The sequence below is a fragment of the Bacillus sp. N447-1 genome (genome assembly GCF_022701035.1).
GTDB lineage: Bacteria > Bacillota > Bacilli > Bacillales > Bacillaceae_G > Bacillus_A > Bacillus_A cereus.
The window spans coordinates 1056368-1082530 of record NZ_CP065509.1 but is presented as its reverse complement, the minus strand read 5'-3'; the positions used below and the strand labels follow the sequence as shown (position 1 = coordinate 1082530).

Below are 26163 nucleotides of genomic sequence, written 5' to 3'. Positions count from 1 at the left end.
TTCTTTTTTATTTTGTTGAATTGTTAACATGTTACAAGTTAAACCCACTGTTAACAAGTTTCCTTGCAACTAGGAAACCAAGCGTCTTTCAATAATATAGCCAACGTTTCAATTTTATTTTCCGGAATACTACCAAAGCCGAGTAATACGTATGATTCCTTACGTAAATCATTCACGAAATCATATGGAGAAAGTGGGTATAATTTAACGCTTTGTTTTTTAGCGGATTCAATCAGTTCATTTTCATTCATACTGTTATTTACACATAAAACAATATGAAGTCCGGACTGTTCGCCAAGAATTTGAACATTAGCCCCCATTTCTTTCGTAATGGATTTTACTAACGTATGATGTTTTCTTTTATATAGTGTACGACTCCGATTAAGGTGACGTTCCCAATTCCCGTTTTGTATAAAGTTAGCAAAAGCAAGTTGTTGTATTGTAGCGACTGTTTGTTTGAAAATTCCATGCAGTTCTTGGTATATCTTTAAAAGGTGTGGTGGTAAAACAACATATCCCATTCGTAAAGAAGGTAAAAAAGATTTTGAGAAAGTTCCCATATAAATAACGCGTTCATTTGAATCAAGACTTTGTAAAGAAGGAATCGGCTTACCAGCGTAGCGAAACTCTCCGTCATAGTCATCTTCAATAATGTATCCATTGCAATCATTAGCCCACTTTAACAATTCTAATCTTCTAGATAAAGGCATAATAATCCCGAGTGGAAATTGGTGTGATGGTGTAACGTATGCGACATTGGAATTTGTATTGTATAAACTAGAAATATCAATCCCTTTTTCATCCAATGGTATGGGATGAATTTGTCTATCACAGCTTTTAATAATTGCGTGTATACGGTGAAATCCAGGGTTTTCAATGCCGTATTCTTTTGTAGGGCCAAGCAGTTGAAGCAGTAGCCAGAGAAGTGGCTGTGTTCCGGCGCCGATCACAATTTGATCAGGTGAAGAATGTACACCGCGAGAATGATATAAATATATTGATATATGCTCTCGAAGAGCGAATTCACCTTGAGGATCTTCTTTGGCAAATAGTGCATTTTCGTATGTAAGTATGGATTCTTGTAATGCTCGTTTCCAATTTGTAATCGGAAATGCATTTTGATCAATAAGCCCTTGGCTACAATCATATTCAAATTTTTCTTCTATCAAATTGTTCGTCTTCTTTGCTGCATTTCGTTTTTTATTTGGGATAATGTCAATATCGAAATTTGCTACAAAAATACCACGTTTCGGTTTACTTTCTGCATAACCTTCAGCTAATAACTGTTGATAAGCTGATTCAACAGTAATGCGGCTAATATTAAGTTGTGATGCTAAATTTCTGTGTGAGGGTAGACGTGTGCCAACAGAAATAGTCCCTTGTATAATTTCAGCTTTTATATATTCGTAAATTTGCAAGTAAATAGGTGTGTTACTTTGTAATTGCAATGGGATAGTAAAATCCATATAAAACTCTCCTTTAAAACTGGCCTTATAAAAAACACTTAAACTGCCACTTAAGTAAAGGGCAGTTGCTTTCTATAATAATGATATAACATTTAGAAAATTATTTAAATAGTTAAGGGAGAGTTAAAAATGAATGTTAAAGAAGTAGTAACAGAAGAGCAATTACATGACGTATTACCTGTTTTACAGCAATTAAGAACGAAACTTTCAAAAGAGGAAACAAGCTCTTTATTTCGAAATATGAAAGAAGAAAATTATAAACTATTTTCGCTGCGTAATGAGGATGATGAAGTTGTTAGCCTTGCAGGTGTAGCAATTTGTACGAACTTTTATAATAAGAAACACGTTTTCGTATATGACCTTGTAACAGCAGAAGCACATCGTTCAAAAAGACATGGGAAAGTATTACTTTCGTATATAGAGAACTGGGGAAAGGAAAACGAATGTGAGTCTATCGTCCTCACGTCAGCATTTTCAAGAATTGATGCTCATCGTTTTTATGAAAGAGAAGGGTATGATAAGGTGAGTTATTCTTTTCATAAAGAATTATAAAAAATAAGAAGAAGTTGTCCCGCAAAAGTTGGGAACAGCTTCTTCTTATTTTTTAAGTTATTATTAAACCGTAAATAGGTTGTAAGTTATGGTATATGTATTTGAAAAGGTTATATAGTGTATTTTGTCGAATTGTTTTAATTTAATAAAGAGAATGATTGGAGCGCTTATACTTGAAAAAAATAAAGAAACTATCAATCCCTAATGATGCTAGAGTTATCGTCATATCTGATATTCATGGAGAATTAAATCTTTTAAAAGAAGCACTACATAAAGTTAACTTTAAAGATGAAGATTATTTAATTATTAATGGAGATCTTTGCGAGAAAGGACGAGATAGCGTAGGCGTAGTAAACTACGTTATGAATCTTGTAAAGAACAATTCAAAGGTTCACGTTGTTGAAGGGAATTGTGAAGTTTTAGTTGATGCTCTTCTAAATGAAAATCCTGATCTTATTAATTATTTATGTATGAGAAAGCACTCGATTTTTAATGAATGGCTAGAGCGATTAGGTTTTTCAGTTCATGAGGGCACTTCAATTCGTGAAGTGAAAGAAGCATTGTTAAGTGAATTTTCACAAGAACTATATTGGCTAACAGAGTTGCCAACAGCGATTGAAACAGAAGATTATATTTTTGTGCATGCCGGTCTAGAAGATAGAGTAGATTGGAAAGAAACAGAGCGCAAAAATGCGATAGCAATGCCACAGTTTTTTAATAAATCACATAAAGCAAATAAGTATGTAATAGTTGGTCATTGGCCTGTCGTGAACTATTCTGAAGAAGCACCGTCTAACAATCCAGTTATTGATAAGGAGAAAAAAATTATTGCAATTGATGGAGGAAATGCAATTAAAGAAGCAGGGCAATTAAACGTATTTATTATTCAGAGGAAACAAACCGGCGATACGTTTTCTTATACATATGTAGACTATTTTCCAGAGTACGAAGTAATAGCGGATTTTAATGCGAATTCAGAAATGCAGGGCGGAGTGACATATCCGTATTATTACATAGAGCCTATCGAGAAGATGCAAGATTACACCGTATGTAAACAAAAGGAAACGAATAATTTACTCACTGTAAAAAATGAATATATGAAACAACTTGAGTCAGGTGAATATACAGTGAAAACCGATATTTCTTGTGCGCAAATAAGCGTTAGGAAGGGAGATATCGTTTCTCTCATTGATGATAGCTGTTCAGGATATGATTTAATTAAAAAAGATGGCGTAGAGGGTTGGATAGGGAAAGGGATTTTAGTTGAGATAGAAAAAGTGAAAAATAAAACATTAAGCTGAAATAGGAGGGGTATAACCTCCTATTTTTTTAAAGGAGTAGATTGCTTGCTGTCTTTAATAAGTAAATAAATCGTACTCGGCAGAATGATAAGCGTCATTCCTAAAAGAATTGCTAGTATAGCATAACCTCTATAGGGAGCAGGAACGATAAAAGGAAGTATCGCTAAAAAAATACCTGCTATCATCATTGAAATACTACTAATATTTGAAGCTCTTTTTTCAAGGTGCTTATCATTCCATTCTAATGAAACGGTTGATTTAGTCGTATCAATTTTGGAACTGAAATAACCTATTAATATAAATAAAAGCCCTAATGCTAAAAATATGAAATGATCAAGAGGAAGTGAAAAGCCAAGAGCAATGAGGGCGATGACAATATCGACAAAAAATAAGAATAGTAACATTGTGTTGCCGATCCAATGGAGAAATTTCTGGTTATTCGCTACTTTAGATAAAGCCAAAAATACAAAGAATAAGAAGGAACATATAATTATATTTACGATTACAAAAGTGCTTTTATCCATTGTTGATGTAGGCGTTCCATTGAAGTCCCATTTCGTAACAATATTTGATGGTAAGAAGAAATAGAGAATAATATTTGTCGTAATAATAGTGAGAAATAAAGCAATACTAAATCGATTATTCACTAAATCACCAGCTTTCTAAATCAATAATTGGTATCTAATAACAAAATTATACAATATAATAAATGATATTAGTTTTGATTTTTCTGAAAAAATATTATAATTATATATGAAATAAAGAGGAATGCAGGAGGGAATTATGCAAAACGTTATATTAAAGGGGAAGAAAGTTACAATTCGTACAATAGAAGAATCAGATATAAAAACATTATGGAATATCGTATTTAAAGAAGAAAGCCCAGAATGGAAGAAATGGGATGCGCCATATTTCCCGTTCTCAATGCAAGAATACTCTTCCTATAAAGAGAAGGTGCAAACTCGTTTGCAAGAAGAACCACTGTCAAATTTAATTATAGAAAATAACGGTCAAATTATAGGGACGGTCGGATTTTATTGGGAGCATAAACCGACGCGTTGGCTGGAGATGGGAATTGTTATTTATAATCCAACTTACTGGAATGGTGGATACGGTACAGAAGCGTTAACGTTATATCGAGATTTATTATTTGAAAAGATGGAAATTGGTAGAGTAGGGCTCACGACTTGGTCTGGTAATGAACGAATGATGAAAGTAGCGGAGAAAATAGGAATGAGCTTAGAAGGTAGAATGCGAAAGTGTCGTTATTATAACGGAACATACTATGATTCTATTCGAATGGGCATGATTCGTGAAGAATGGGAAGCGCTATGTGTAACGAAGGGGTGAGAAAGATTGTACGCTATTATTGCTACATTTGATCGTGTGTTTACTCATAAAATTACAGAACTGCAAAATGAATTAACAAATGTAATTGGAACAAATCAATTAGCTGGAGTAGAACCTCATATAACGATTGCGGATTATAATGAGTTAGATGTTCATTTGTATACGGAGAAACTAGGGGAGTTTGTAGCTATTCAAGAAAATATAGACGCAGTAACTTTTCCTTCTGTTGGAATTTTTCCTACTAATGGAACGGTCTTTCTAGCGCCGACCGTTACCGATGAATTGTTAAAACTTCATTATTCTTATCATGATTATTTTAAAACTTTTCATGACAACCCAAATTCATATTACGTACCGGGAAAATGGGTTCCGCATTGTACAATTGCAAATAGATTACATACAAAGCAGTTTTTAAGTGTAATGGAATATATTTATGGAAAGTTTAATTTTGCAACAGCTTCAATTGAGAAATTAAAATTAATTAAGGTGAATTATGAAAATGGTTCTGCCGTTTCTTCTAGTATATTAGCAGAATATAATTTAAAGAGAATGGAGACATCGAGATGACATATATAATTAGAGAAATGAAGCAAGAAGACATTCACGCTGTACAATCAGTAGCAAAAATAGCTTGGCATGATACATACGAAGGCATTATTCCAAGAGAAATTCAAGATAGTTTTTTAGATGAGGCATACTCTGATGAAAAAATGAAATATCGTCTTAAAAATACGCATTTATTCGTTGCGGAAGAAGAAGGAGAAGTAATAGGGTTTGCAAACTTTTCACCTGTTAGACTACAAAACGAAGCAGAATTAGGTGCGATTTATTTGTTACCAGATCAGCAAGGAAAAGGGATCGGAAGTGCTTTATTACAAAGAGGGATTAAAGCATTAAATGGGATACGGAAATTGTACATACATGTAGAAGCAGCAAATGAAAAAGGAAAACGCTTTTATGAAGCGAAAGGTTTTGCTGAATTAGAGCAATTTGAAGAAGACTTTGAAGGACATATGATGCAGACAGTAAGGATGGTTTTATACGTATAAGGAGGACTAGTAATGAAAATTTTTGATTTTAGTGAAAAAGTAGGAAAGCACCTATCAGTATTTCAATCTAATTTCATCATGTCAAAAATATTAAACCATCAAGGAAATATACATATCGGTGCTATGCATTTACACGAGAATGGAATCATCGGTAATCATGAAGCAGTTGTATCTCAACTGCTTCTTATTGTGGACGGGACAGGATATGTATGTGGAGTAAATAAAGAAAAGATAAAGATAGAGGCGGGACAAGCTGTGTTTTGGGAAAAGGGAGAGCTCCATGAAACAAGTACAGAACACGGATTAACGGCAATTGTTATGGAAGCGGAGAATCTTGAACAAGCGATAGTAATGCCTATTATTCAAGGGGAGTTGTGAAAAATGATAATTAAGGCGAATCAAGAAGATACCAATGAAATATTAAAATATGCGGCTCAATCGCTTTTTGAAGGGACGAGAGGGAATTGTCAATTAAGTACCGAGAAAGCAATTGAGATTACAAAGCCGATTGTAGAAAAAGGAGCATACTATTTAATTGTTAAAGAAGAAAATAAAGTAATGGGATGGATATTAATAGGGGGAAATACAGACTATTTTTCTCGTGAAAAACTTGGATTTATATATGAATTGTACGTTTTCCCAGAATATCGCGGGAGAGGATTATCGCGAGAACTGATGGAAGCTAGTATTAAGGAATTAAAGGAGAAGTATTCAGAAATTCGGTTGAATGTATTTGCTGGGAATTTTGCAAAAGAGATGTACGAAGAGTTTGGGTTTGTTGAAAGGCAGGTCATTATGACTTTGAAGTGAGTATTATAGTCTGAATGGGAGAAAATAATGATTTAGTGGCTACTTTCTCGCTGGGATTTAAAGTGAATAAGTCCTTATAAATATATAAAATAGATGGTTTGCCTTTATTTTATAGTAGATTTATAGAGTGTGCTTAAAAAAACAAATTAGTATTATACAATATATCGTTATTATAGTAAAAGAGAAATTTTGGAAAAATATCATTTTTTTGTTTAGAAATTTTTAAATTATTGATATAATCAATTTGTAGAATTGATTATTGGTTAATTTTACTATTTTTTAATTTTAAGGGGGATTTAATAATGGCAGGACAAATTCGTATGTCACCAGAGGAGCTTAAATCGAAAGCGACTCGATATGGACAAGGTGCAAATCAAATTGAGGACATTTTACGTCAACTACAAAACTTACAAAATGAATTAAGAGGAGAATGGGAAGGTCGTGCTTTCGAAGGTTTTGACCAACAGTTCAATCAATTAAAGCCAAAAGTACAAAACTTCGCACAGCTATTACAAGAAATTAATATGCAGCTTAATAAAACTGCAGAAGCTGTTGCTAGACATGACGAAGATCTTTCTCGTAATTTCGGTCTACAATAAGACAGATAAAAAGAAATATATAATTTAGCCATGCAACCATACGTTGTATGGCTAAATTACTTTAAAACTAGAGTAAGATACGAAGTCTTTCATTAGATAGACTCGCAGTCGCAGGAGTGATAAGTAGTGAAAAAGTTCAAATGGAGCATCTTGTTGTTTATTATTTTAGCTCTTGTACTATCAACAGGGGTCTCCTATTTAGCATTAAATCAAAATGTTAAGAAAGCTAATGAGAATACTACACCAAAAATGACAGTTGCGTTGGTAAATGAAGATCAGGGCACTGTATTTGAGGGCAATAAAATAGCGTTTGGAGATCAATTTGTTAAAAATGTAAATAAAAATACGAAACAAGAATGGTACGTAGTTAGTCGCGGGGTAGCAGAAAATGGATTGAAAAATAATAATTACAATATGATGATTGTTATTCCAAATGATTTTTCTAGGAAAGCAGTTGCGATTGATTCAGAGATTCCGGAGAAATTAACTTTAAACTACAAAGTAAATGCAACTGGGAATAAGGATTTGAAAGCTGAGGCAGAAAATACAGCTTCTGTTATTTTAGAAGATTTCAATAAGCAAATAATCGACGTTTATTTTGCGAGTATTATCGGTAAGCTACAAGGTGCACAAGATAATATAGGTAAAATAATTGAAAAAGGAAACGTTCAAACAACTATGTATAAAAAAGATATACATAGTCCGTTAGCAAATTACACAAATCAATTTAAAACAGTACAAGATTATACAGGTGTTTCTGTTAATAGTTTCAAAGGATTTCAGGATGTTTTAAAAGGTTTCGGTCAAGCGTTAGATGAAGGGAATAAATCAAACAGTACGTACTTAGATGGTTTTAATAACTTTCAAAAAATGCAAACTGATAACAATTTGTTAGCGAATAATTTCACAAATCAATTCAATCAATATATGAATGATATGAATACAGGCGATGCTTTAAAGCAATTAAGTGCATTGGAATCCGCTAATAAAATTATTTCAAATCAATTTACGTTTTCAGAGAAAGAACCAAATATTTTAACTGATGCTGCAGCAATTCAAAAATATTTAGCAGATGTAAAAAAACAAGTGTCTGAATATGATACAGAACTTGCAGGGAAGTTAGAAAGTGATATTCAAGAGACGGTAATTAAGAAGTTAAAGCAATCTATGTCGAATGATGGAAAGCAAGAAATCTTCATAAATACATTAATGAAACAACCAGATGCTCGAATAAAGAAACAAATCGAGAATTTAATTGCGAAATTACCTAGTTTAAACATGGAAGAAATCGGTCAAAGTGATTTACCAGATGCAACGAAATTACAACTGCAAAATGTAATTCAATTTACAAAAAAGTATAATAAAGAAAATAATTTTTATTATGATCCTGTAAATAAAATATCTTTAGGAAACGCAATTAAAGAAGTAAAGGATAGACTTTATACAGAGAGAATTACATTTAGTGATACTGCGAAAGTAATTAAAATGGAATCTCCGCAAATTTTGAAGATAAGTATTCCAGAAGAGTTTAAACTAGATGGAAGTACAGAAGCTTTATATATTGATGATGTGGATCGTACAAGTGACTTTCTTCAAAGCGAAGCAGGAGAAATTACAATAGCTCCTCGTAATGAAGGGGATATAAAGATTAGGTTACATGTGAAGCTAAAAGATCCAAACATCAATATAGATGTTTTCTCTCCTGTAACATGGCAGTGGGAATTGAGCGGGACTCATAAAAAAGAAACTAGTCCTGAAAAAGAAGAACCTAATAAAGAGGATAAAGGAACACAAACTGAAAATAGCAAGGTGGAAAATGTGGTTCATAAATCACAGTATGGCATAATGCCGTTAGTACACAATGCTAAAACGCCTATTATTCAAAAAACAGAACAGAGTAATAATGGTGACAGTGTAAATCCTGATGCAGGAGGAAAACCTGATACGGGAGGGAATCCAGACACAGGAGGAAAACCTGATACGGGAGGGAATCCAGACACAGGAGGAAAACCTGATACGGGAGGAAAACCTGATGCAGGAGGAAAACCTGATACAGGAGGAAAACCTGATACAGGAGGAAAACCTGATACAGGAGGAAAACCTGATACAGGAGGAAAACCTGATACAGGAGGAAAACCTGATACAGGAGGAAAACCTGATACAGGAGGAAAACCTGATACAGGAGGAAATCCAGACACAGGAGGGAAACCTGATGCAGGTGGAAATCCAGACACAGGAGGGAAACCTGATACAGGAGGAAATCCAGACACGGGAGGAAACCCTGATACAGGAGAGAAACCTGATACAGGAGAAAAACCTGATACAGGAGAGAAGCCAGACACTGGGACAGATAACGGTAGCAATTCAAAAATTATTGAAAGTACAACGAATCAAGTTATACATCAAAAAACAGAAAAAATACCAGATATTACTTCTAGTGTATTAATAAAAGAAGCAGTAGATACAGTCGAAAGTTATCAAGGTTTAATGAGCCTTTACGAAATGTATTATGGGATTGATTTAAGAACGAAAGATGTAGGTCCTAAGTTAGAAGAGGGAAGTTTAGATGCAATTGCGACGGACCAATCTTTGTACTACGTATTAAATAAACAAAGCTTAATTGATTTAATTTCAAATCTTGTTTCATCAAGTATTACTACAGAAATAAAGCAAGATATGTCAGGTTTAAAACAAAAAATAAACTCTTATCAACAATCTATTACTAGTGCGGATCAAAATTCTATGCTACTAGCGGAGAAATTAAATGGAACGACGCAACAAGCAACTAGTATGAATGAAAATTTAGGAGAGTATTTAAAAGGTTTAGCGAAATGGCGTGAGAATAGCTTAAAACTAGTTGAAGAGCAGCAAGTATTAACAACAAATCATGCTGGTGAGCAAACAGCTGTTTTATCGTTAGATTCTGGTATTAAATCATTAATGATGCAAAGTCAGTCATTGGTCGAAAGTTCGAAACATAGTTTAGCAACTTCAGACGATGTATATAAAACATTTGATCAAATCAATGGACAAGCAAAAGAAATTCAAGACAGCGGAACGACAATTGTTTCAAAAGCTGATTTATTATTAAACGACTTTACGAAGAAAATGGAAGATGATAAATCATTCTCCAAAAACTTTACGAAAATTTTAGCGAATAGTCGTATTGGAGATCGTCAAAATGAAATGCTATATGACTTTTTAGCTAGTCCAGTTCAAAAGCAAAATGATGGAGTAATTGTAGCAGGTAATGCTTTTACACCTTACTTAATTGTATTAACTTGTTTCATTGTTGCATTATTTACAGCATACGCAATTGCGAATCAAGAAAAGAAACGAATGCAATCAGATCATTTTGAAGAGAAATTCTCATTAATTGATATGAATGTACCAACTACAGTAGTAGCTTTCGGTATATCAATTGTGGAAGGGATTAGTATAGGTATCATTTCTGGGCGTCTTTTAAAGTTCGGTCAGGATCAAAGTTTACTATGGATTGCGTTCATCACATTTATTATGATGGCGTTTGTATTGGTCTCAACCTACTTATTACGACAAATAAAAATGGTAGGTATGTTTATACTATTAGTATTTTTAAGCATGTACCTATTTTTAACTGAGGCAGTTGGAAGTAAAGTAGATCAAATGTCCTCTGTCGGAAAGATACGTCAATTCTCACCGCTTCAGTATATAGAAAGTTTTCTAAATGATTTTATTAGTGGTAAAGATACTGGGAAAGTTATTTTTGTCGTATTGTTTGTAATTGCCATTATTGGATTGGTTAGTAATCTATTTGTATGGCATAAGAAATGGGAGGAAAAAGAAGTAAATGATCAAACAATGGAGCATAGTGGCTAAGTTATCATTTCTCTCTATCCTTTTACTGTTTGTCGCGCTACCGATAAGGAGCGCGGCTGACAGTTATCTTGGTGATGATGGGAAGATTAAGTTTAAAGTGGATCGACTTGAAGAAAGCGACCAAGAAAAAAATAAAAAGGAACATAAGGAAACAGAATTAGATAAAGCATCGATTGAGTTATTTAACAAAGATATAGAAGAAGAAATTGAGAAAAAGAAAAAGAAAGAACAAAAAGATATGGAAGCTTTGCGAGATTCTCTTTTTACAAAACCAAAAGAGAATAATAGTGTTAAAGATACGAAAAATAGTTTGTTTAGCAGTGAATACATTGTCAGAAAAAGTGCAGATGAAGTAGCGAGTAATGAAACAATGAATGAAGAGCCAATTAGTATAACAATAATATTATTATTTGGCGGCGGCATTCTACTTATTTGCATCGGTATTTATACGGTTCTTCGTAAAAGTTGGAGGTAAAGTGATGGCAATACAAACACATATCAATGTGACAGTAGATTTTAGTAAATGGAATAGAAATACATATGATTTGCGTATTCCGAATCATCAATCTATTAAATATTTATTAAAAACTTATTAGATACGCTAAAGATTGATAATCATGAAGGTTCACATTTTGTAATTAAAGTGAAAAATAAGTCAATTGTTTTAACAGATAATGATCGTTTAATTGATCACCAAATAACAGATGGAGATATTTTGCAAGTTTTATAAAGAATATTTTTACTTTTAGTTATTTGAAAATAAGTTATTACGGGTTATAAAGAAAAGGAGAAGAGGATAAACATGACGGAAAAAATAATTCAAATTGATGCAATGAACTATCAATTTCAAATAGAAAAAGAAAATTGGAAATTGGAGATGACCAAATCCCAAACACGTATAAAAGACTTCCGTCAATTCGATATAATTACGGGCGAATCATCTGAATTTGTACCATTAACAATAGAAGAAACGGATGATATGTTTACGTTTCTATATCAAGTAGATAAAAAATTATATAAGTGGGACGATCTTAGCCGTTTTGGAAGAAATGAGAAATTAAGACTACTTCGGAATGTTGAGCAGTTTCGTAAATATTTAAATAAACGAATCACGTTCTTTTTACATCCAGACAATATAGTTTTTAATGCTAATTTAATACCAAGTATTATACATAGAGGAATTCGAGATATTGTTCCGCCAACCCCATTATTAGAAGAGCAATTTTTAACACAATATAAGTGTCTAATTATTGCTTTATTCTCCCAAAAACATAACTTTGATGATTTGTATGCTGGGTTACTAAAAGATGCAAAAGAAACAACATTTGAACAGACCGTTGCTCAAATGGAAAGCTTAGATGCATTACTGCAGTTTCTTGATGACAGCTTTGAGAAGGAACAAACAAAAACAGAAAAAAATATGCAGTTAGTACCTAAAAAAAGCTATAAATCATTTAAATACTTAGCTTTTTCCTTCATAGCGGCGACAGTTATTTTAGCTGCTCCTTTAATATATTTCACTTTTATAAAATTTCCTTATCAAAATAAATTGTTAGAAGCAAATGCAAGTTTCATAGCAACTGATTATGACAAAGTCATTACGCAATTGAATGAAGAGGAGTTTGAATCATTACCGATTGCATCTAAATATGAGTTAGCATTTGCATACATTACAGCTGAAAAACTAGGTGAAGCTCAAAAGAAATCGATTATGAAAAACATTAGTTTGAAAAGTGATGAAAAGTATTTGCTGTATTGGATGTATAACGGAAAAGGTAATTTTGATAAATCATTAGATTTAGCTAAGACACTTGATGATCCTCAGCTTATTATGTACGGCCTTGTTAAACAAATTGAATCACTGAAAAATAATCCAGATTTATCAGGGGAAGAACGTGATCAAAAGTTAAAAACATATGAGCAACAATTAGATGAATATAAAAAGAAATATGGCAATTCATCAAGCGATAAAAATTTGTCGGACACGGAGAAAAAAGAGTAAGCACTTGATGAGACAGTTGAAAAGGAGCAGTGAACACGGATGGAGCAACTATTAGTATTGACTTATGGAGACAAAATATATAAGTGCACATTACATCCAAATGAGCAATCAATAGTGTCGATTGGAAAAGAGTGGACAAATGATATTACGAATCCAAGTTTAGAACAAGAAGTAGAGTTAAAGTGGAATAATGAAGTAAATGCTTGGATGGTACAGGATCAATTAATAGAATTCAATAAGGAAATTGAGATTGGGAAAACAAGAGATGTGAGCTTGAAAATCTTTATATCTATTGTTGGCACAACTAAAGTGTTTGATATTGGAACGAAACATTCTCTTACAGTGAGTCAAAACGATTACGATGATATTTCTATTACCGGGACTAGTGTAGATTTGATGCTATCTCGCGAAACGTTGTACGATTCTTTTAAAGTGAACGTGTATGGCGGGGATGTATTTCATAATTATACGAAGTTAAAAGATAGCGTTATGTTGGAATCAGGAGACGTATTATATTTTGATGGTATTTTATTGGAGATTGGTAGTGAAGACATTCAAGTACTTTCTTCAGAAGATAAAGTGAAATCTGAGTTACCTATTTTAGTAGAATCAGAAACAAATTATCAAAGTGGTTATCCAGACTATCATCGTTCACCACGTATTATTTACCGTGAACCAGAAGAGAAAATGACAATTGCAAAGCCTTCAAGTATGCCATCAAAACCAACGGAGCATTTAGCAAGAATCATTGCACCTTCACTTGTCATGATTGTCGTAACTGTATTACTTGCTATTTTCATGAAATATGGAATGTTTATTATCGCATCGATTGCGATGACATTAGTAACAATCATTGTTTCTGTAACATCGTATATTAAAAATTTGAAGCAATATAAAGTCGACATTGTTGAACGAGATAAAAGCTATAGAGAGTATATAAAACAAAAAACGAAAGATTTACATGCAGAAAGTGAAAAACAGCGTCACGCGTTACATTATCACAATCCAAATGTAGAAGTAATACGTAATATGGCAGTTCAAGTAAATCCTCGAATTTATGAAAAAACAATGTTACATCATGATTTCTTAACATTTAGCGTTGGAACAGGACAAGCTAATACGAGTTTTGAAATTCAATTTAATGAAGAAGAATTTAGTCAAACGAAAGATGAATTAATTGATATAGCACGTGAACTAAGACAGCGTTATCTATCATTGGAAGATGTACCAGTTGTAACAGATTTAATGAATGGACCAGTCGGTTATATTGGTCAACGCTCTTTAGTGTTAGAGCAATTACAATTATTAGTTGCACAAACAGCTTTATTCCATAGTTATTATGACTTGCAGTTTATTACTATTTTTCCGGAAGAGGAAAAAGAAAAATGGGATTGGATGCGCTGGTTACCTCATGGAAGTGTTCGCGATATAAATGTACGTGGATTTGTATACCATGATCGTAGCCGTGATCAAGTGTTAAATAGTTTGTATCAAATATTGAAAGAACGAAAATTAAAACTAGATGAAAAAAGTTCTACTAATGAAAAAATGTACTTTGCACCGCACTATGTCGTTCTTATTACAGATGAAAAACTAATATTAGACCATGTTGTTATGGAATTCTTTAATGATGACCCGAGTCAATTAGGTGTATCGCTTGTATTTGTACAAGATGTTATGCAAAGTTTACCGGAGCATGTGAAAACGGTAATAGATATAAGAGATGCAAAACAAGGGAACATCATCTTAGAGCAAGGAGAACTTGTTAACCGTCAATTTAAGCTAAATCATGTGCCAAAAGGATTCAATTTAGAAGATATTTCACGGGCATTAGCACCATTAAATCATTTGCAAAACTTAAAAAATAGTATTCCAGAAAGCGTAACATTTTTAGAAATGTACGGCGTTGAAAAAGTAAAAGAACTGAATATCACAAGTCGTTGGGAGAAAAATGCAGCGCATAAATCTTTAGCTGTACCACTTGGATTACGTGGTAAAGAAGATATCGTAAACTTAAACTTACACGAAAAAGCACACGGACCACACGGATTAATAGCAGGTACAACAGGTTCAGGTAAATCGGAAATTATACAATCGTATATTTTATCTCTAGCAGTCAATTTCCACCCGTACGAAGTAGCCTTTTTACTAATTGACTATAAAGGCGGCGGAATGGCGAATTTATTCAAAAACTTACCGCATTTATTAGGAACAATTACGAACTTAGATGGAGCACAAAGTATGAGAGCGCTCGCATCAATTAAAGCTGAATTACAGAAAAGACAACGATTATTTGGTGAAAATGATGTAAACCATATTAATCAGTATCAAAAACTGTATAAAGAAGACTTAGTAAGTGAGCCGATGCCGCATCTATTTTTAATTAGTGATGAATTCGCGGAACTGAAGTCAGAACAACCAGAGTTTATGAAAGAGTTAGTTTCAACAGCGCGTATCGGTCGTTCGCTCGGAATCCATTTAATATTAGCTACGCAAAAACCGAGTGGTGTTGTAGATGATCAAATTTGGAGTAACTCGAAATTCAAACTAGCATTAAAAGTTCAAAATACGTCAGATAGTAATGAAATTTTAAAAACGCCAGATGCTGCTGAAATTACATTACCAGGACGTGCTTACTTACAAGTTGGGAATAATGAAATTTATGAACTATTCCAATCAGCCTGGAGCGGAGCAGACTATGTAGAAAACAAAGAGGATAAAGAACATTTAGACGCAACAATCTATGCAATAAATGATCTAGGACAATATGAAATATTAAGTGAAGATTTAAGTGGCCTTGGTAGCAGTAAAGAAGTAATAAGCGTACCATCTGAACTGGATGCTGTTATTGACTACATTCACGATTACGCAGAAATAAATGAAATTGAAGCGTTAGCTAGACCGTGGTTACCACCACTTCCAGAAAGCGTATATTTACAAGACTTACACGCTATTCAGTTCAAAGAAGCATGGACGAAAGAAAAGAAACCATTAAAAGCAACAATTGGTCTACTAGATCAGCCTGAATTACAATCACAAACACCATTAACACTAGATATTAGTAAAGACGGACACGTAGCGGTCTTCTCAAGTCCAGGCTACGGAAAATCAACATTCTTACAATCAGTCATTATGGATGTAGCTCGTCAGCATAGTCCGGAGCATTTGCATGTGTATTTAGTGGACCTTGGAACAAATGGTCTTCTACCTTTGAAAGGATTACCTCATGTAGCGGATACGATTACGATTGATGAATCTGAAAAATGTTTAAAGTTTGTTGAAAGATTAACTCAAGAAATGAAAAATCGTAAACGATTATTAAGTGAATATGACGTTGCAAATATTGAAATGTATGAAAAGGCAAGCGGGAAAGAAATACCACATATTATTATTGCAATCGACAATTATGATGCAGTAAAAGAAGCGAAGTTCTATGAAAGCTTTGAAATGCTAATTATGCAAATTGTCCGAGATGGTGCAAGTTTAGGAATTCATACCTTAATTAGTGCAGGGCGACAAAATGCACTTAGAATTCAATTGTACAATAATATTAAAATCCAAACTTGCCTATATATGATTGATCAAAGTGAAGTAGCTAGTATTGTAGGGAGATCTGATATAAAAGTGGAAGAAACAGCAGGAAGAGCGTTAATAAAACTAGAATCTCCTACATTATTCCAGGTTGCACTACCTACGAAAGCAGAAGATGAATTACAGCAAATTCAATTATTACAACAAGAAGCAAATGATATGGATCGAGAATGGGATGGAGAACGTCCGAAGGCAATTCCAATGATGCCAGAAGTGATTGATATTGCTACTTATCGTAAAAATAAAGACGTTACAAAAGCTCTACAAGCAGCAAGAATTCCAATGGGGCTTGATTTTGCAAACGTAGAAGTTGTAGCTCATGATATTGCAGTGAATGATCATTTAATGATTTATAGTGTAGATGATAGTATGAGAAAACAAATTGTATCTAGCATCCTATCTCAATTGAATAAAGATTATTTTGAAAGTGTGACGTTGGTGGATACAGCAGAGTATAGTTTCGTTCAATATAAAGACGATGTGACGCACTACATTGTAGACGAAAATGAAATCAATATGCATGCGAAGTATTGGATGGAAGTAATTCGTGAACGAGCTCTTGAATTAGCACAAGCAAGACAAGAAGGTAGAGAAATTCCTGCATTCACAAAACAACTCATTATCATGACAAATGTTGAAGAGTTTAGTAAATTTGTTTATTTAGAAATGGAGGATGCAGCGACTTTAATTGATTTATCTCGTACAGTAGGTATTTACTTTGTATTAGCAGGTCACCACGACTACATGGACCGAAATCGTGAAGCTCTACCTATGAAAATGAGAAGTAAACTAACAGCAGCAATTATCGCAATGCCATTAAATGATCAAAGTATCTTCAACATAAAATATATAAGCAACGAAGCACCATTAGGTAAAGATGAAGTGTATTACTATCAAAAAGGGAACATAATGAAACTAAAAATGCCTAGAGTAACTAACGAGGTGACAGTATGAAATTAAAGAAGAAAGCTAAGGTGATGATAGTCGTGTCAATAGTGGCAAGTTTATTAAGTGGATGTGGTTTTGGGGAAAAGCAAATAGATTATAAGCCATTTGTCAAAGCTTTGGATGAAGGTGACATGAGAAAGGTTATGTCTGCGAGTGATGATGGGTATGCGTATGTGAAACAAAGAGGTATATATAGTACATATGAACAAAAGGAAGATGGAGAGCATAGAAAAACAATCTATCAAACTTCGGAAGGGATATATAATACGAAAGATAAAAGTTTATATGGAAGTACAACACAAGCGGTTACTTCAGCAGTAGACAGCAAAGATAATAAAAAAGAAGGTGTTTATCGTACCAATATTATGTATAAAAATGGACAGGTGAAAAGTCCGGATTCAAATCTGGATGTTTCATACGTAAACTTAATTGTTGATCGTTTAAAAGGAATAGGGAAACTAAAGATGAAGCCCGGAGATGATATAAAAAAGTTTGATCAACCTAGTACAGTTGGATATAAACTAAATGAATCAGAGTTTCAGAGTATTGTTAATGATAAGTTGAAAATACAATATGATGAATATGATGGTGGATCGATTGTACTGCATATAGATTCTAAAGATGGTTCAGAGCAGATATTGGAGGTAAGTATTGTAATAAATTATAAGAAGCGAAATGATGAAGGTAAGTTAGTAGAATATATATCACAAATACACACATATTTTGATAGTCAAAAAGGCAATAATCAAGATGCAAAAAAATATATAGATTACAGAGCACAGGATAAAAATAATAAGTAATTAGGAGTGAGTAATATGAGTAAGGATGTGGAGCAAGATAAAGAAATAATAGAGGATATAGAGGTAAGAGAGATAAATTCTGATTGGGGGAAATTGGAGCTAGCTGGAAAGGATATTTATGACTTTAAAGCTGGTAAAGAACCGTATAACCAACTAAGTCAAAAAAATAAAAAGACATTACAGGATAAATTTAACGCAGATTTTATAGATGATAAAGTTGATGAAAATACAGGATTTGCTGCATACGCTTTTAAAGATAGGTCTACAGGAGAAATTGTAATAACATATGTAGGAACGGAAGATGCAACGGATGCAATAACAGATGGTGAAATTGGGGGACATAATATAACAGGTGCAAATAAAATAATGTTAGGTAATTTGGAACACGATTTTACAGTTAGACAGTATGATCAAGGAGAAGAATTTTATTTGAAGGTTAAACATGATAACCCTTCTGCCAAAATTAGTGTAACAGGGCATTCATTAGGTGGTGGTATAGCTAATACTGTATCGTTAAGACACCAAGAAGATAATATTGAAACATTAACATTAAATCCAGCGCCTGTATTAAACCGAGATGTTGATAAATTTGGTAATGGGTTTGATATGAAAAATGTTCGGAATATCATTAATCAGAATGATCCACTACATATTGGGATAAAGGCAGCAGACTTCACACTTCCGGGAAGAATGTATAAAATTCCGAATCAAGCTGGTCACTCATATGCTTTTACATTGAAGGATTATGATGAGAATGGACATCTAATATGGATTGATAAACTAGCAAGTGATAACGATACGGGGTGGGATATTATCCCAGGATTTATGGAGTTTTCTCAATCTGCTGGGGCTATATACACAGGAACTATACATGATGTATTTCATAGAAAAGTTTCTATAGAAGAAGAAAAGGTAGCTGGAACTGCAATTAATTTGATACTAAATGCAACGCCAATTTCTAGTATTATAGGTGGAATATTAGGTTACTCGGACATTGTACAAGGCAGCAAGGAGCTTGAAAAGCTAAGAGAAAAAGTTCAAGAAGGTTTTTCAAGATTAAATACAAAGTATGAAGGACTAAAGTCTCAAATTACAGCAGAAGCAATCCAATTTAGTATAATGGCTACAGTTGAAATAAAAGGAGCGGTAGATATCGCTGTAGAATGGATTGAAACAACTTTAGCGAAATGTAAGGAAAAAGTTTTAGAAGTATTAGAGTCTGTATTTAATACTGCTATAAATTTTTTAGCTGGAAGTGTTGTAGTATATTTAGCTACAAGTGAAATTTTAGATATTGCAAAAGAAGTTGCAGCTTCTTACGTGCAAGATTTACTAGATTTGTTTAAAGGAGATTTTGTAGTTGATACAAATGTAGCTGCAATTGTATCTGAACATATATTAAGTCATCGTCACTCATTGTTAAATCTCTTTATGAATGATAACAGTAGGGGGATAAACCATTCTTTATTAGGTGAAATTGCTAAAGATGTGAAGGAGTTATCGAAAGATTTAAAACAATTAAACGACGATGTTTCAGAAGCGGTATTTTCTATGTTTGCAAAAGACGAAGAATTAGGAGCAGTTTCATATTATTAAAACTCCAAGTTTATAAATTTAAAAGAGAGGGGTATGAAGGTGGATTTACATACGATAATGTCAAGAGTTCATAGTACATTTCCAGCTAGTGGTGGACGAGAACAAATTATAAACGTTGTAGTGCAATTGGAAAAAGCAGCTGCATCTTTAACGGGAGATATTAGAAGGTTAGAGAGTAGTATTGATAGCACATTACAAGGAAAAACACGTGAGGCATTTATTGATCGTATCCGTCAATTAGAGAAAAAAAGACAAAAAATAGAAGAGAAAATTAGCGTACTAAAAGGGACAGTGAATTAATATGAAAGACTATATGGATAAAGTATTACCTTTAGGCAGTGTTGTAAGATTGGGTCTTAAAGAAGAGGAAGATGCGGAGTATGTAATTACTACGAGAGGTTTATTACTTGATGAAAACACATTCTATGATTATGGCGGAGTGTTGCATCCAGTGGGTTTAACCGAAGAGACGTATAAATTATTTAACCACACGGATATTGCAGAGGTTAAATTTGAAGGGTATCGAAATAAAATTGAAGGTCAATTCGCAGCTAAGTTTAAAATGTGGCGGAATGAGTTTGTTGAAAAAGTAATTGAAAAAAATAAAAAGCAACAACAAGCACAAGAGTTAGAAATAAAGGGAAAAAAATAAATTTAAAAGGAAATAAGCTTTCCTCTTCCAAAATGGAAAGAGGAAAGCTTATTTTGATTGAATAAGGGTGTCAGTATGAAGTTAAAGAAGAAAGCTAAGATGATGATAGTACTGTCAATAGTAGCAAGTTTATTAAGTGGATGTGGTTTTGGGGAGACGAAGATAGAGTATGAGAGATTAGTAAAGGCATTGGATGAAGGTGATATGAAGACGGTTATGTCTGCGAGTGATGAAGGGTATGCGTATGTGAAAGAAGAGGTTAGGGATAGTACTTTTATTGAGGATAATAATAAGCAAATAGGAGTAGTTTATCAAACAACGCAAGGTATTTATAGCATTAAAGATAATATTCTTTTTGGTGAGACACAAAAGAAAGTCAATACTCCAGTTGAGGATGAAAAACATAGTGACAACCCACAATATAAAGAAGAATTTGTATTCAAGTCAGATATAAGATACGAAAATGGACAGCTAGAAGCTTCAAATCGAGGGAAAGATATGTCTAATATAAAATTAATGCTCAATAGAGTGCAAGGAATAAATGAATTGAAACCAAATGTGAATAAAAAAAGCTTCAGCCAACCAACTACGATAAGCTATAATTTATCAGAAACTCAATTTAAAGAGCTATTTAATGGGAATTTAGGATTAGAGTATGAGAAGTTTAGTTATGCAACACTACTAATTGAATTTAATTCTGCTAAGGATACAAAGGAAAATCCGATGAAAATAACAGAGATAACAATTTCGATAGGCTATAAACAAAGAAATGAAGAAAATAATATGATTGGGCATGATCAAGAAATAACAACATATTTACGTAATAAAGAAGAAAATAATTGGAAATCAAAAAGATTACTTACAATATGAAAAGAAATTTAAAGAAAGCCATTAATATATAAGGGGAGAATATGGTGAACGAGGAAGATTATAAATTAAGTAGTGATGTAGGAAAATTAAGATTATCGGCAAGAGATATTTATGATTATAATGGACAAGAAAAAAATATAATAATTCTGATCCAATAATAAATAAACAGAAGTTACAAGACAACTTTAATGCTAATCTTATAGTTTCTGATGATATTCATTCAGTGACTGGATTTGGGGCATATGATTTAGAGGAAAGAAACACGCATGAAATTTTCATTGTATACATTGGAAACCAACCGAGCCAAATAGGCTATTTAGCAACCGATGGAGCAATTTGGCTGCATAATTTAACTAATTCACCTATATTGGGATCATTAGCGGAATTTCAGTATAGTCAAGCAGAAAAATTTTATGAAAAAGTCAAGGCGAGTAATAAAGGAAAGAAGATAACTTTACTAGGGCACTCTTTAGGTGGCGGAGCAGCGAATACAGTTGCATTAAGACATCAAGAAGATAATATAAACGTATTAGCTTTAAATCCTGCGCCTGTTTTAAATAAGGATGTGGTTAAGTACGTATACGGGACCAATATGAAGAATTGCCGCAGTCTTATAAATGAATATGGTCCTTTGGATGGCGCCATTAAAGCCACAGATTTTGTAATATCTGGACAGGTTTATAAAATGGAAAATGGGGATATTTCGGTATTTTTATAGTTAGGAAAAAGTTATTCTAAAAGGAGTAAGTTGGGTGAATCATAGACGCAAGAAAAAGAAACCGAAACAAATAAGAAAAGAAGCTGTTCAGATAAAACCGATAGTAGAAGAAAAACCACTAAAGAAGAGTAGCAAAAAGTTAGTTGATATTCTTCTAGGTATTCTTCTTTTCCCAATTTTTATATGGGCTGTCTTGGAAGGTTCTACAACACAAGTAAGCAAAGGGAAGACTTTCCTTATTATCGTTTTCTTTCTCTTAATTGCAATAGGGTTATCTATGATAGGAAACAAATAAGGGGGAGTTCAGATGTTTAAGAAGAAGGAGAAAAAAAACATTTACGTTAGACTGGTAAACACACAAGGGGAAATCATTCGAGAGTTTAATTGTACAGAAAAAGACTTGCGAAAAGTAAAAGAAAATGGTGCTGAAATTCGTTTGGTTGGAGACAACTCATATGAGATGGTAGCAACCGATGAACAACTAGAACAACTAGCAAGAGCTGAAGCAGAAATCGAAGCGGAAATTAAGGCATGGGAAGATGCTTTAAATGAGAGTTTGGATGAACGCGAAGAAAGAGAAGCGAGACAGAAGGAATTGAAAGAAAAGAATAAATGGAGTACAAAGAAGAAAGTAATCGTATTTGGACTGATACTCTTTGTATTTATTGGATTACCTATTATCGAAGGGTATCAAAATAGTAAATTAGTTGAAGAAGGTACATCATTACATGCAGAAATTGTAGGTAGGCATGTAGAGAAGGAATTCATGTTTACACACCCCACATTAGTAGTTGAGGTAGATGGTAAAAAGCATAATGTATGGGTAAGTGAAGAGACATATAACGGAGCAGAGTGGTTAGGTAGACTAAAAGTCATCAAAACAAAAGATGGTAAAGTTGAGAAAGACCCTAGATATGAGGGGGAAGACTTAATTACGAGTTATTAAGCAGTATGTTTTTAATATTCGCTGCTCAAATTAAATAACATTATTATTTGCAAAAATCGAATCCATTAAAATAAAAAACAAATTTTAAATAACTGTAATAACCTCCTAGCATATTGTTGATGGGAGGTTATCACCTTTCTGAAGATAAAATTAAAGCTATATTATCTCGATACAATTGTGATGACAGTAACGTTTTTACTAAGTGAGTGCAGTTTCGGGGGAAACAAAAATAGAGTATGAGGGATATGCTTAAGTGAAAGAGAGAAGAATATTTAGAGCTTTTGAGGAGAAAGAAGGCTATTTGAACTATCAAAAGCATTCTGATTATGTACGGTAATTATACATAAAAGATTATCTAAATTTAGTTACACAAAGATGAATGTACTTAAAAAGTTAGATTACATTGGTATATGTAGGTTTCTTATTTATAGGAGCAGTGATTGTTCATATTGTGACAACGATTGATACGTTTAAACAGGCAAGTGAAGGTGCTTTTAGTATGAATGAAAGATCCGCTTCCTTTTTTAGTAAAACAAAAGGAGCTATGATGAAAGTAGCTTCAATATACGCATTAATCCTACTTGTTTTGATTTATTTTCATAATGATTATACGTTTGATACTTTGATTGGATATGTAATAGGTACTATTTTACTGTACACAGTAGCCGTTGGTGCAGCAGAATTCCAGCTATTGGTGTACTGTAGATTCAAATTTAAATCATTCAATATGACTTGGGAAGAAAATGAGAGAATGCGTGGGAGAATTCGAAAGCAAAATACAAAATCCAAAACGAAAAGTAAATAAGGATGAAATAGAATTTAAGTGTATGAGAATTATTTAAACTATATAGAAGGTGAAAAGGCTGAATGTGGAATATAAGAGAAGAAGATATGGGTCTTTTTAAAATTGAAAATAGAAATCGATTAAGTCCGGATTATATAAGAATTTTTTATGGGGGAGTTTTTGCATATACTTCTATACCAATGCTCATCATGTTTTTAGGTGTTTTGCTGAACGGTGATAAGATTTCTTTAACACCACTTGAAACATTTTTGGTACGATCTGAGGTAAAGTTATACATTTTGGAGTTGATTTTTTTAATAATTTTCATGTCTTCAAAGGTTGCTTTTAAATTACAGAAACTCCAAGCCATCGTGACTTTATTTTATTCTTTTCAATTAGCAACATTACCATTTATCGTTATGATGGTTGAAGGAATGTTTGATTTTCCAAGTAATAATAAAACGTTAGTTTATATTGGTTTAATAATGTTAGGGGCGCTTTGTACTCACATTGTAGCAACGATCGATGTTTTTAGAAAAGCAAAGCATGGAGGATATAAATTAGAAGGACCGGCTGTCTCGTTTTTTACTGACACGAAATTATATTTTTTGATTGGAATAACAATCAGTGTAATCGTTCTACTTGTATTAATTTTTTTAAACCTTAATTATACATTTGATGAAATGGCAATTTATGTGACACAAACAATAATATTATATACATTTGCTGTAGTATCAGCAGAATTCGTCCTATTGGTGTATTGTCGCTTTAAATTTCCATCATTTAATATTACGTGGGAACAACATGAAAAGGAACGCCAAGAATTTATAGCAAATAGAAAAAGAATAAGAGAGAAAGAACAAAAGCGAAACAAAAACTGAAATGAAAGTTATAAATGATACTCGTAAACTTACATTGAAGATAGAATGAATACATTATTCATAAATTAACTAGTAAAGGGAGGAATGTAATATCTTGAATAAAGAATCTAAAGCTGTAAAAAAGAAAAAGGTTTATTTGAAAGTGTAATAGCACCTATTATTGTCGGGATTATGTTTATTTTTTAATTCTATATAAAATAGCAGAGTTTCTGGGAAGTGGCTCATTATTTTGTCAATACCGAGCTATATTGTTACTATGTTTATTTTTATACCAGAAAGAATATGGAGGTGTATTGGTTTGTGGAATAGGCTTAATACTAATGCTATCGCTGTATTTTGTGTTCGTTAAAAAAGTAAAAAGGCTAGTTTAATATGAAATACTAAAAACATTTATTTACTCTCAGTTTGTCTACAAAAATAGAGTTATTACATGATTTTAGAAAAGATGGTGTAATTATATGTGGAATATAAAAGAAGAAAATTTAAATGAATTTAAAAGTACTTGCAAGAATCGCTTAAGTCCCGATTGGGCTACAGGATTTATGTTTGGAACGATGTTTTTTATTTCTTTAATAATGTTTTTTCTTATTGGAGGGTTAATAAGGTTTGGTTGGAGTTATTACCCGACTCTCTTTGATAAAATAATTGTTAGCCTTGAGTTAGTGTTTTATAGTCTTCAAGTAATTTTTTTAATTATTTATCTGTTTCCTAAGATGCCATTTAAATTACAGAAACTACAAACACTTGTGGTACTATTATATGCATTTCAGCTAGGCACTATAACATTTACAATGTTGATAATTCCAGGAATGTCAAATTATTCAATTGATCAAATTACATTAATGTATGTTGGGTTATTATTTTTAGGTGCAGTCATTTTACATATTTTAGCGACTATTGATACTTTTAGACAGGCAAGTAAAGGGGCATTTAATAAGGGAGAAGAATCCTCTTCATTTTTTAGTAAAACAAAGAGGACTGCAATAAAGTGTCCTGTAATTTATGTGTTAATTCTTCTCATTTTAATTTATGTGCATAATGATTATACACAAAATATTTTAGGATTGTATGCGGGAGGAACTTTAATAATGTACGCGGTAGCCATAGGTGCAGCAGAGTTCCAATTATTAGCCTATTGCAGATTTAAATTTCCGTCATTTTATATTTCGTGGGAGGAACACGAAATGGAACGTCAGAAAAGACTAAAGCTTTATGAAGAGAAGGAAAAAAAGAAAACTAAAGAAATAAAATAAGTTTTGGTTTCTGAAAATTCGAATAGAATATATAAGCAATTAAGGATTGTATATAAATCAATGCTATTAAAAATTAAAGTATCTTCAATATAATCTGTATGAGTTAATAAATACCGGTAAGTAAAGGTGAACTATAT

Annotated in this window: 21 protein-coding genes and 7 pseudogenes; 26 read left to right on the top strand and 2 right to left on the bottom strand. The window is 32.8% G+C overall.

What is annotated here, in order from left to right:
- Nucleotides 1-50 precede the first annotated feature (50 nt).
- A complete protein-coding gene (pdxR, locus tag IQ781_RS05350) occupies nt 51-1466 on the bottom strand; it encodes a MocR-like pyridoxine biosynthesis transcription factor PdxR (RefSeq protein WP_000348026.1) in 1416 nt (471 codons plus the stop codon).
- 129 nt (nt 1467-1595) lie between these two features.
- Here pdxR and IQ781_RS05345 point away from each other — a divergent pair, with 129 nt between their 5' ends.
- Both IQ781_RS05345 and IQ781_RS05340 read left to right on the top strand, forming a co-directional pair.
- Nucleotides 1596-2018: a GNAT family N-acetyltransferase gene (locus IQ781_RS05345; RefSeq protein ID WP_001101108.1), complete on the top strand. Its 423-nt coding sequence runs from the start codon at nt 1596-1598 to the stop codon at nt 2016-2018.
- A 173-nt stretch (nt 2019-2191) separates the two neighbouring features.
- A complete protein-coding gene (locus tag IQ781_RS05340) occupies nt 2192-3319 on the top strand; it encodes a metallophosphoesterase (protein WP_000721379.1) in 1128 nt (375 codons plus the stop codon).
- 20 nt (nt 3320-3339) lie between these two features.
- On the opposite strand, the gene IQ781_RS05335 is transcribed toward IQ781_RS05340, so the two are convergent.
- Complete coding sequence (locus IQ781_RS05335) at nt 3340-3966, bottom strand: DUF1648 domain-containing protein (protein ID WP_001065171.1); 627 nt, start codon at nt 3964-3966, stop codon at nt 3340-3342.
- A 136-nt stretch (nt 3967-4102) separates the two neighbouring features.
- Between IQ781_RS05335 and IQ781_RS05330 the strand changes: the two genes are divergently transcribed.
- The 24 genes and pseudogenes from IQ781_RS05330 to IQ781_RS05220 all read left to right on the top strand — a co-directional run bounded on the left by IQ781_RS05330 (nt 4103) and on the right by IQ781_RS05220 (nt 26026).
- Complete coding sequence (locus tag IQ781_RS05330) at nt 4103-4669, top strand: GNAT family N-acetyltransferase (protein ID WP_001181784.1); 567 nt, start codon at nt 4103-4105, stop codon at nt 4667-4669.
- Nucleotides 4670-4675: 6 nt separating this feature from the next.
- Entirely contained in the window at nt 4676-5236 is a 561-nt protein-coding gene (locus IQ781_RS05325) for a 2'-5' RNA ligase family protein (protein WP_065211638.1), read from the top strand.
- A complete protein-coding gene (locus IQ781_RS05320) occupies nt 5233-5718 on the top strand; it encodes a GNAT family N-acetyltransferase (protein WP_000221050.1) in 486 nt (161 codons plus the stop codon). The genes IQ781_RS05325 and IQ781_RS05320 overlap by 4 nt, the downstream gene beginning before the upstream one ends.
- A 12-nt stretch (nt 5719-5730) precedes the next feature.
- Nucleotides 5731-6096, top strand: a complete 366-nt coding sequence (locus IQ781_RS05315; RefSeq protein WP_000688072.1) for a cupin domain-containing protein — start codon at nt 5731-5733, stop codon at nt 6094-6096.
- Between the two features lie 3 nt (nt 6097-6099).
- Nucleotides 6100-6528: a GNAT family N-acetyltransferase gene (locus IQ781_RS05310; protein ID WP_000584239.1), complete on the top strand. Its 429-nt coding sequence runs from the start codon at nt 6100-6102 to the stop codon at nt 6526-6528.
- A 302-nt stretch (nt 6529-6830) separates the two neighbouring features.
- Complete coding sequence (locus IQ781_RS05305) at nt 6831-7127, top strand: WXG100 family type VII secretion target (protein ID WP_000918601.1); 297 nt, start codon at nt 6831-6833, stop codon at nt 7125-7127.
- Nucleotides 7128-7253: 126 nt separating this feature from the next.
- The gene (gene esaA / locus IQ781_RS05300) at nt 7254-10985 is read left to right on the top strand and encodes a type VII secretion protein EsaA (protein ID WP_242808248.1); all 3732 of its coding nucleotides are present in this window, start codon (nt 7254-7256) and stop codon (nt 10983-10985) included.
- Nucleotides 10957-11460 carry a type VII secretion protein EssA gene (essA, locus tag IQ781_RS05295; RefSeq protein WP_000595655.1) on the top strand — a complete coding sequence of 168 codons (504 nt, stop codon included), beginning with the start codon at nt 10957-10959 and terminating at the stop codon, nt 11458-11460. Before esaA ends, essA begins: the two co-directional genes overlap by 29 nt.
- A 4-nt stretch (nt 11461-11464) precedes the next feature.
- Nucleotides 11465-11715 (top strand): annotated as a pseudogene (locus IQ781_RS05290) (EsaB/YukD family protein).
- 72 nt (nt 11716-11787) lie between these two features.
- Nucleotides 11788-12987, top strand: a complete 1200-nt coding sequence (gene essB / locus IQ781_RS05285) for a type VII secretion protein EssB (protein ID WP_063220149.1) — start codon at nt 11788-11790, stop codon at nt 12985-12987.
- 39 nt (nt 12988-13026) lie between these two features.
- Nucleotides 13027-13308: pseudogene (locus IQ781_RS28395) on the top strand (FtsK/SpoIIIE N-terminal domain-containing protein); the annotation flags it as partial.
- Nucleotides 13303-17532, top strand: a pseudogene (essC, locus tag IQ781_RS05280) (type VII secretion protein EssC); the annotation flags it as partial. The pseudogenes IQ781_RS28395 and essC, both read left to right, overlap by 6 nt.
- Nucleotides 17529-18326, top strand: a complete 798-nt coding sequence (locus IQ781_RS05275) for a DUF3952 domain-containing protein (protein WP_242808247.1) — start codon at nt 17529-17531, stop codon at nt 18324-18326. The pseudogene essC and the gene IQ781_RS05275, both read left to right, overlap by 4 nt.
- A 15-nt stretch (nt 18327-18341) precedes the next feature.
- Entirely contained in the window at nt 18342-19922 is a 1581-nt protein-coding gene (locus IQ781_RS05270) for a lipase family protein (RefSeq protein WP_139846904.1), read from the top strand.
- Between the two features lie 39 nt (nt 19923-19961).
- Nucleotides 19962-20222, top strand: a complete 261-nt coding sequence (locus IQ781_RS05265; protein ID WP_000363098.1) for a hypothetical protein — start codon at nt 19962-19964, stop codon at nt 20220-20222.
- Nucleotide 20223: 1 nt separating this feature from the next.
- A complete protein-coding gene (locus IQ781_RS05260) occupies nt 20224-20574 on the top strand; it encodes a DUF4176 domain-containing protein (RefSeq protein WP_000656382.1) in 351 nt (116 codons plus the stop codon).
- Between the two features lie 75 nt (nt 20575-20649).
- Nucleotides 20650-21469, top strand: a pseudogene (locus IQ781_RS05255) (DUF3952 domain-containing protein).
- Nucleotides 21470-21485: 16 nt separating this feature from the next.
- Nucleotides 21486-22159, top strand: a pseudogene (locus IQ781_RS05250) (lipase family protein); the annotation flags it as partial.
- A 37-nt stretch (nt 22160-22196) separates the two neighbouring features.
- A complete protein-coding gene (locus tag IQ781_RS05245; protein ID WP_001016543.1) occupies nt 22197-22457 on the top strand; it encodes a hypothetical protein in 261 nt (86 codons plus the stop codon).
- 12 nt (nt 22458-22469) lie between these two features.
- A complete protein-coding gene (locus IQ781_RS05240; RefSeq protein WP_000473563.1) occupies nt 22470-23108 on the top strand; it encodes a hypothetical protein in 639 nt (212 codons plus the stop codon).
- A gap of 397 nt (nt 23109-23505) precedes the next feature.
- Nucleotides 23506-23913, top strand: a pseudogene (locus IQ781_RS05235) (hypothetical protein); the annotation flags it as partial.
- 62 nt (nt 23914-23975) lie between these two features.
- Nucleotides 23976-24773 carry a hypothetical protein gene (locus tag IQ781_RS05230; protein ID WP_065211630.1) on the top strand — a complete coding sequence of 266 codons (798 nt, stop codon included), beginning with the start codon at nt 23976-23978 and terminating at the stop codon, nt 24771-24773.
- 94 nt (nt 24774-24867) lie between these two features.
- Nucleotides 24868-25144: pseudogene (locus IQ781_RS05225) on the top strand (hypothetical protein).
- A gap of 87 nt (nt 25145-25231) precedes the next feature.
- Nucleotides 25232-26026, top strand: a complete 795-nt coding sequence (locus tag IQ781_RS05220; protein WP_065211629.1) for a hypothetical protein — start codon at nt 25232-25234, stop codon at nt 26024-26026.
- The last annotated feature ends 137 nt before the right edge of the window (nt 26027-26163 follow it).

Excerpts from the sequence above, each read along its gene's own strand:
- pdxR (WP_000348026.1), bottom strand. The coding sequence starts at position 1,466 with ATGGATTTTACTATCCCATTGCAATTACAAAGTAACACACCTATTTAC.
- IQ781_RS05345 (WP_001101108.1), top strand. The coding sequence starts at position 1,596 with ATGAATGTTAAAGAAGTAGTAACAGAAGAGCAATTACATGACGTATTA.
- IQ781_RS05330 (WP_001181784.1), top strand. The coding sequence starts at position 4,103 with ATGCAAAACGTTATATTAAAGGGGAAGAAAGTTACAATTCGTACAATA.
- IQ781_RS05320 (WP_000221050.1), top strand. The coding sequence starts at position 5,233 with ATGACATATATAATTAGAGAAATGAAGCAAGAAGACATTCACGCTGTA.
- IQ781_RS05315 (WP_000688072.1), top strand. The coding sequence starts at position 5,731 with ATGAAAATTTTTGATTTTAGTGAAAAAGTAGGAAAGCACCTATCAGTA.
- IQ781_RS05310 (WP_000584239.1), top strand. The coding sequence starts at position 6,100 with ATGATAATTAAGGCGAATCAAGAAGATACCAATGAAATATTAAAATAT.
- IQ781_RS05305 (WP_000918601.1), top strand. The coding sequence starts at position 6,831 with ATGGCAGGACAAATTCGTATGTCACCAGAGGAGCTTAAATCGAAAGCG.
- essA (WP_000595655.1), top strand. The coding sequence starts at position 10,957 with ATGATCAAACAATGGAGCATAGTGGCTAAGTTATCATTTCTCTCTATC.
- essB (WP_063220149.1), top strand. The coding sequence starts at position 11,788 with ATGACGGAAAAAATAATTCAAATTGATGCAATGAACTATCAATTTCAA.
- IQ781_RS05275 (WP_242808247.1), top strand. The coding sequence starts at position 17,529 with ATGAAATTAAAGAAGAAAGCTAAGGTGATGATAGTCGTGTCAATAGTG.
- IQ781_RS05270 (WP_139846904.1), top strand. The coding sequence starts at position 18,342 with ATGAGTAAGGATGTGGAGCAAGATAAAGAAATAATAGAGGATATAGAG.
- IQ781_RS05260 (WP_000656382.1), top strand. The coding sequence starts at position 20,224 with ATGAAAGACTATATGGATAAAGTATTACCTTTAGGCAGTGTTGTAAGA.
- IQ781_RS05240 (WP_000473563.1), top strand. The coding sequence starts at position 22,470 with ATGTTTAAGAAGAAGGAGAAAAAAAACATTTACGTTAGACTGGTAAAC.
- IQ781_RS05230 (WP_065211630.1), top strand. The coding sequence starts at position 23,976 with ATGTGGAATATAAGAGAAGAAGATATGGGTCTTTTTAAAATTGAAAAT.
- IQ781_RS05220 (WP_065211629.1), top strand. The coding sequence starts at position 25,232 with ATGTGGAATATAAAAGAAGAAAATTTAAATGAATTTAAAAGTACTTGC.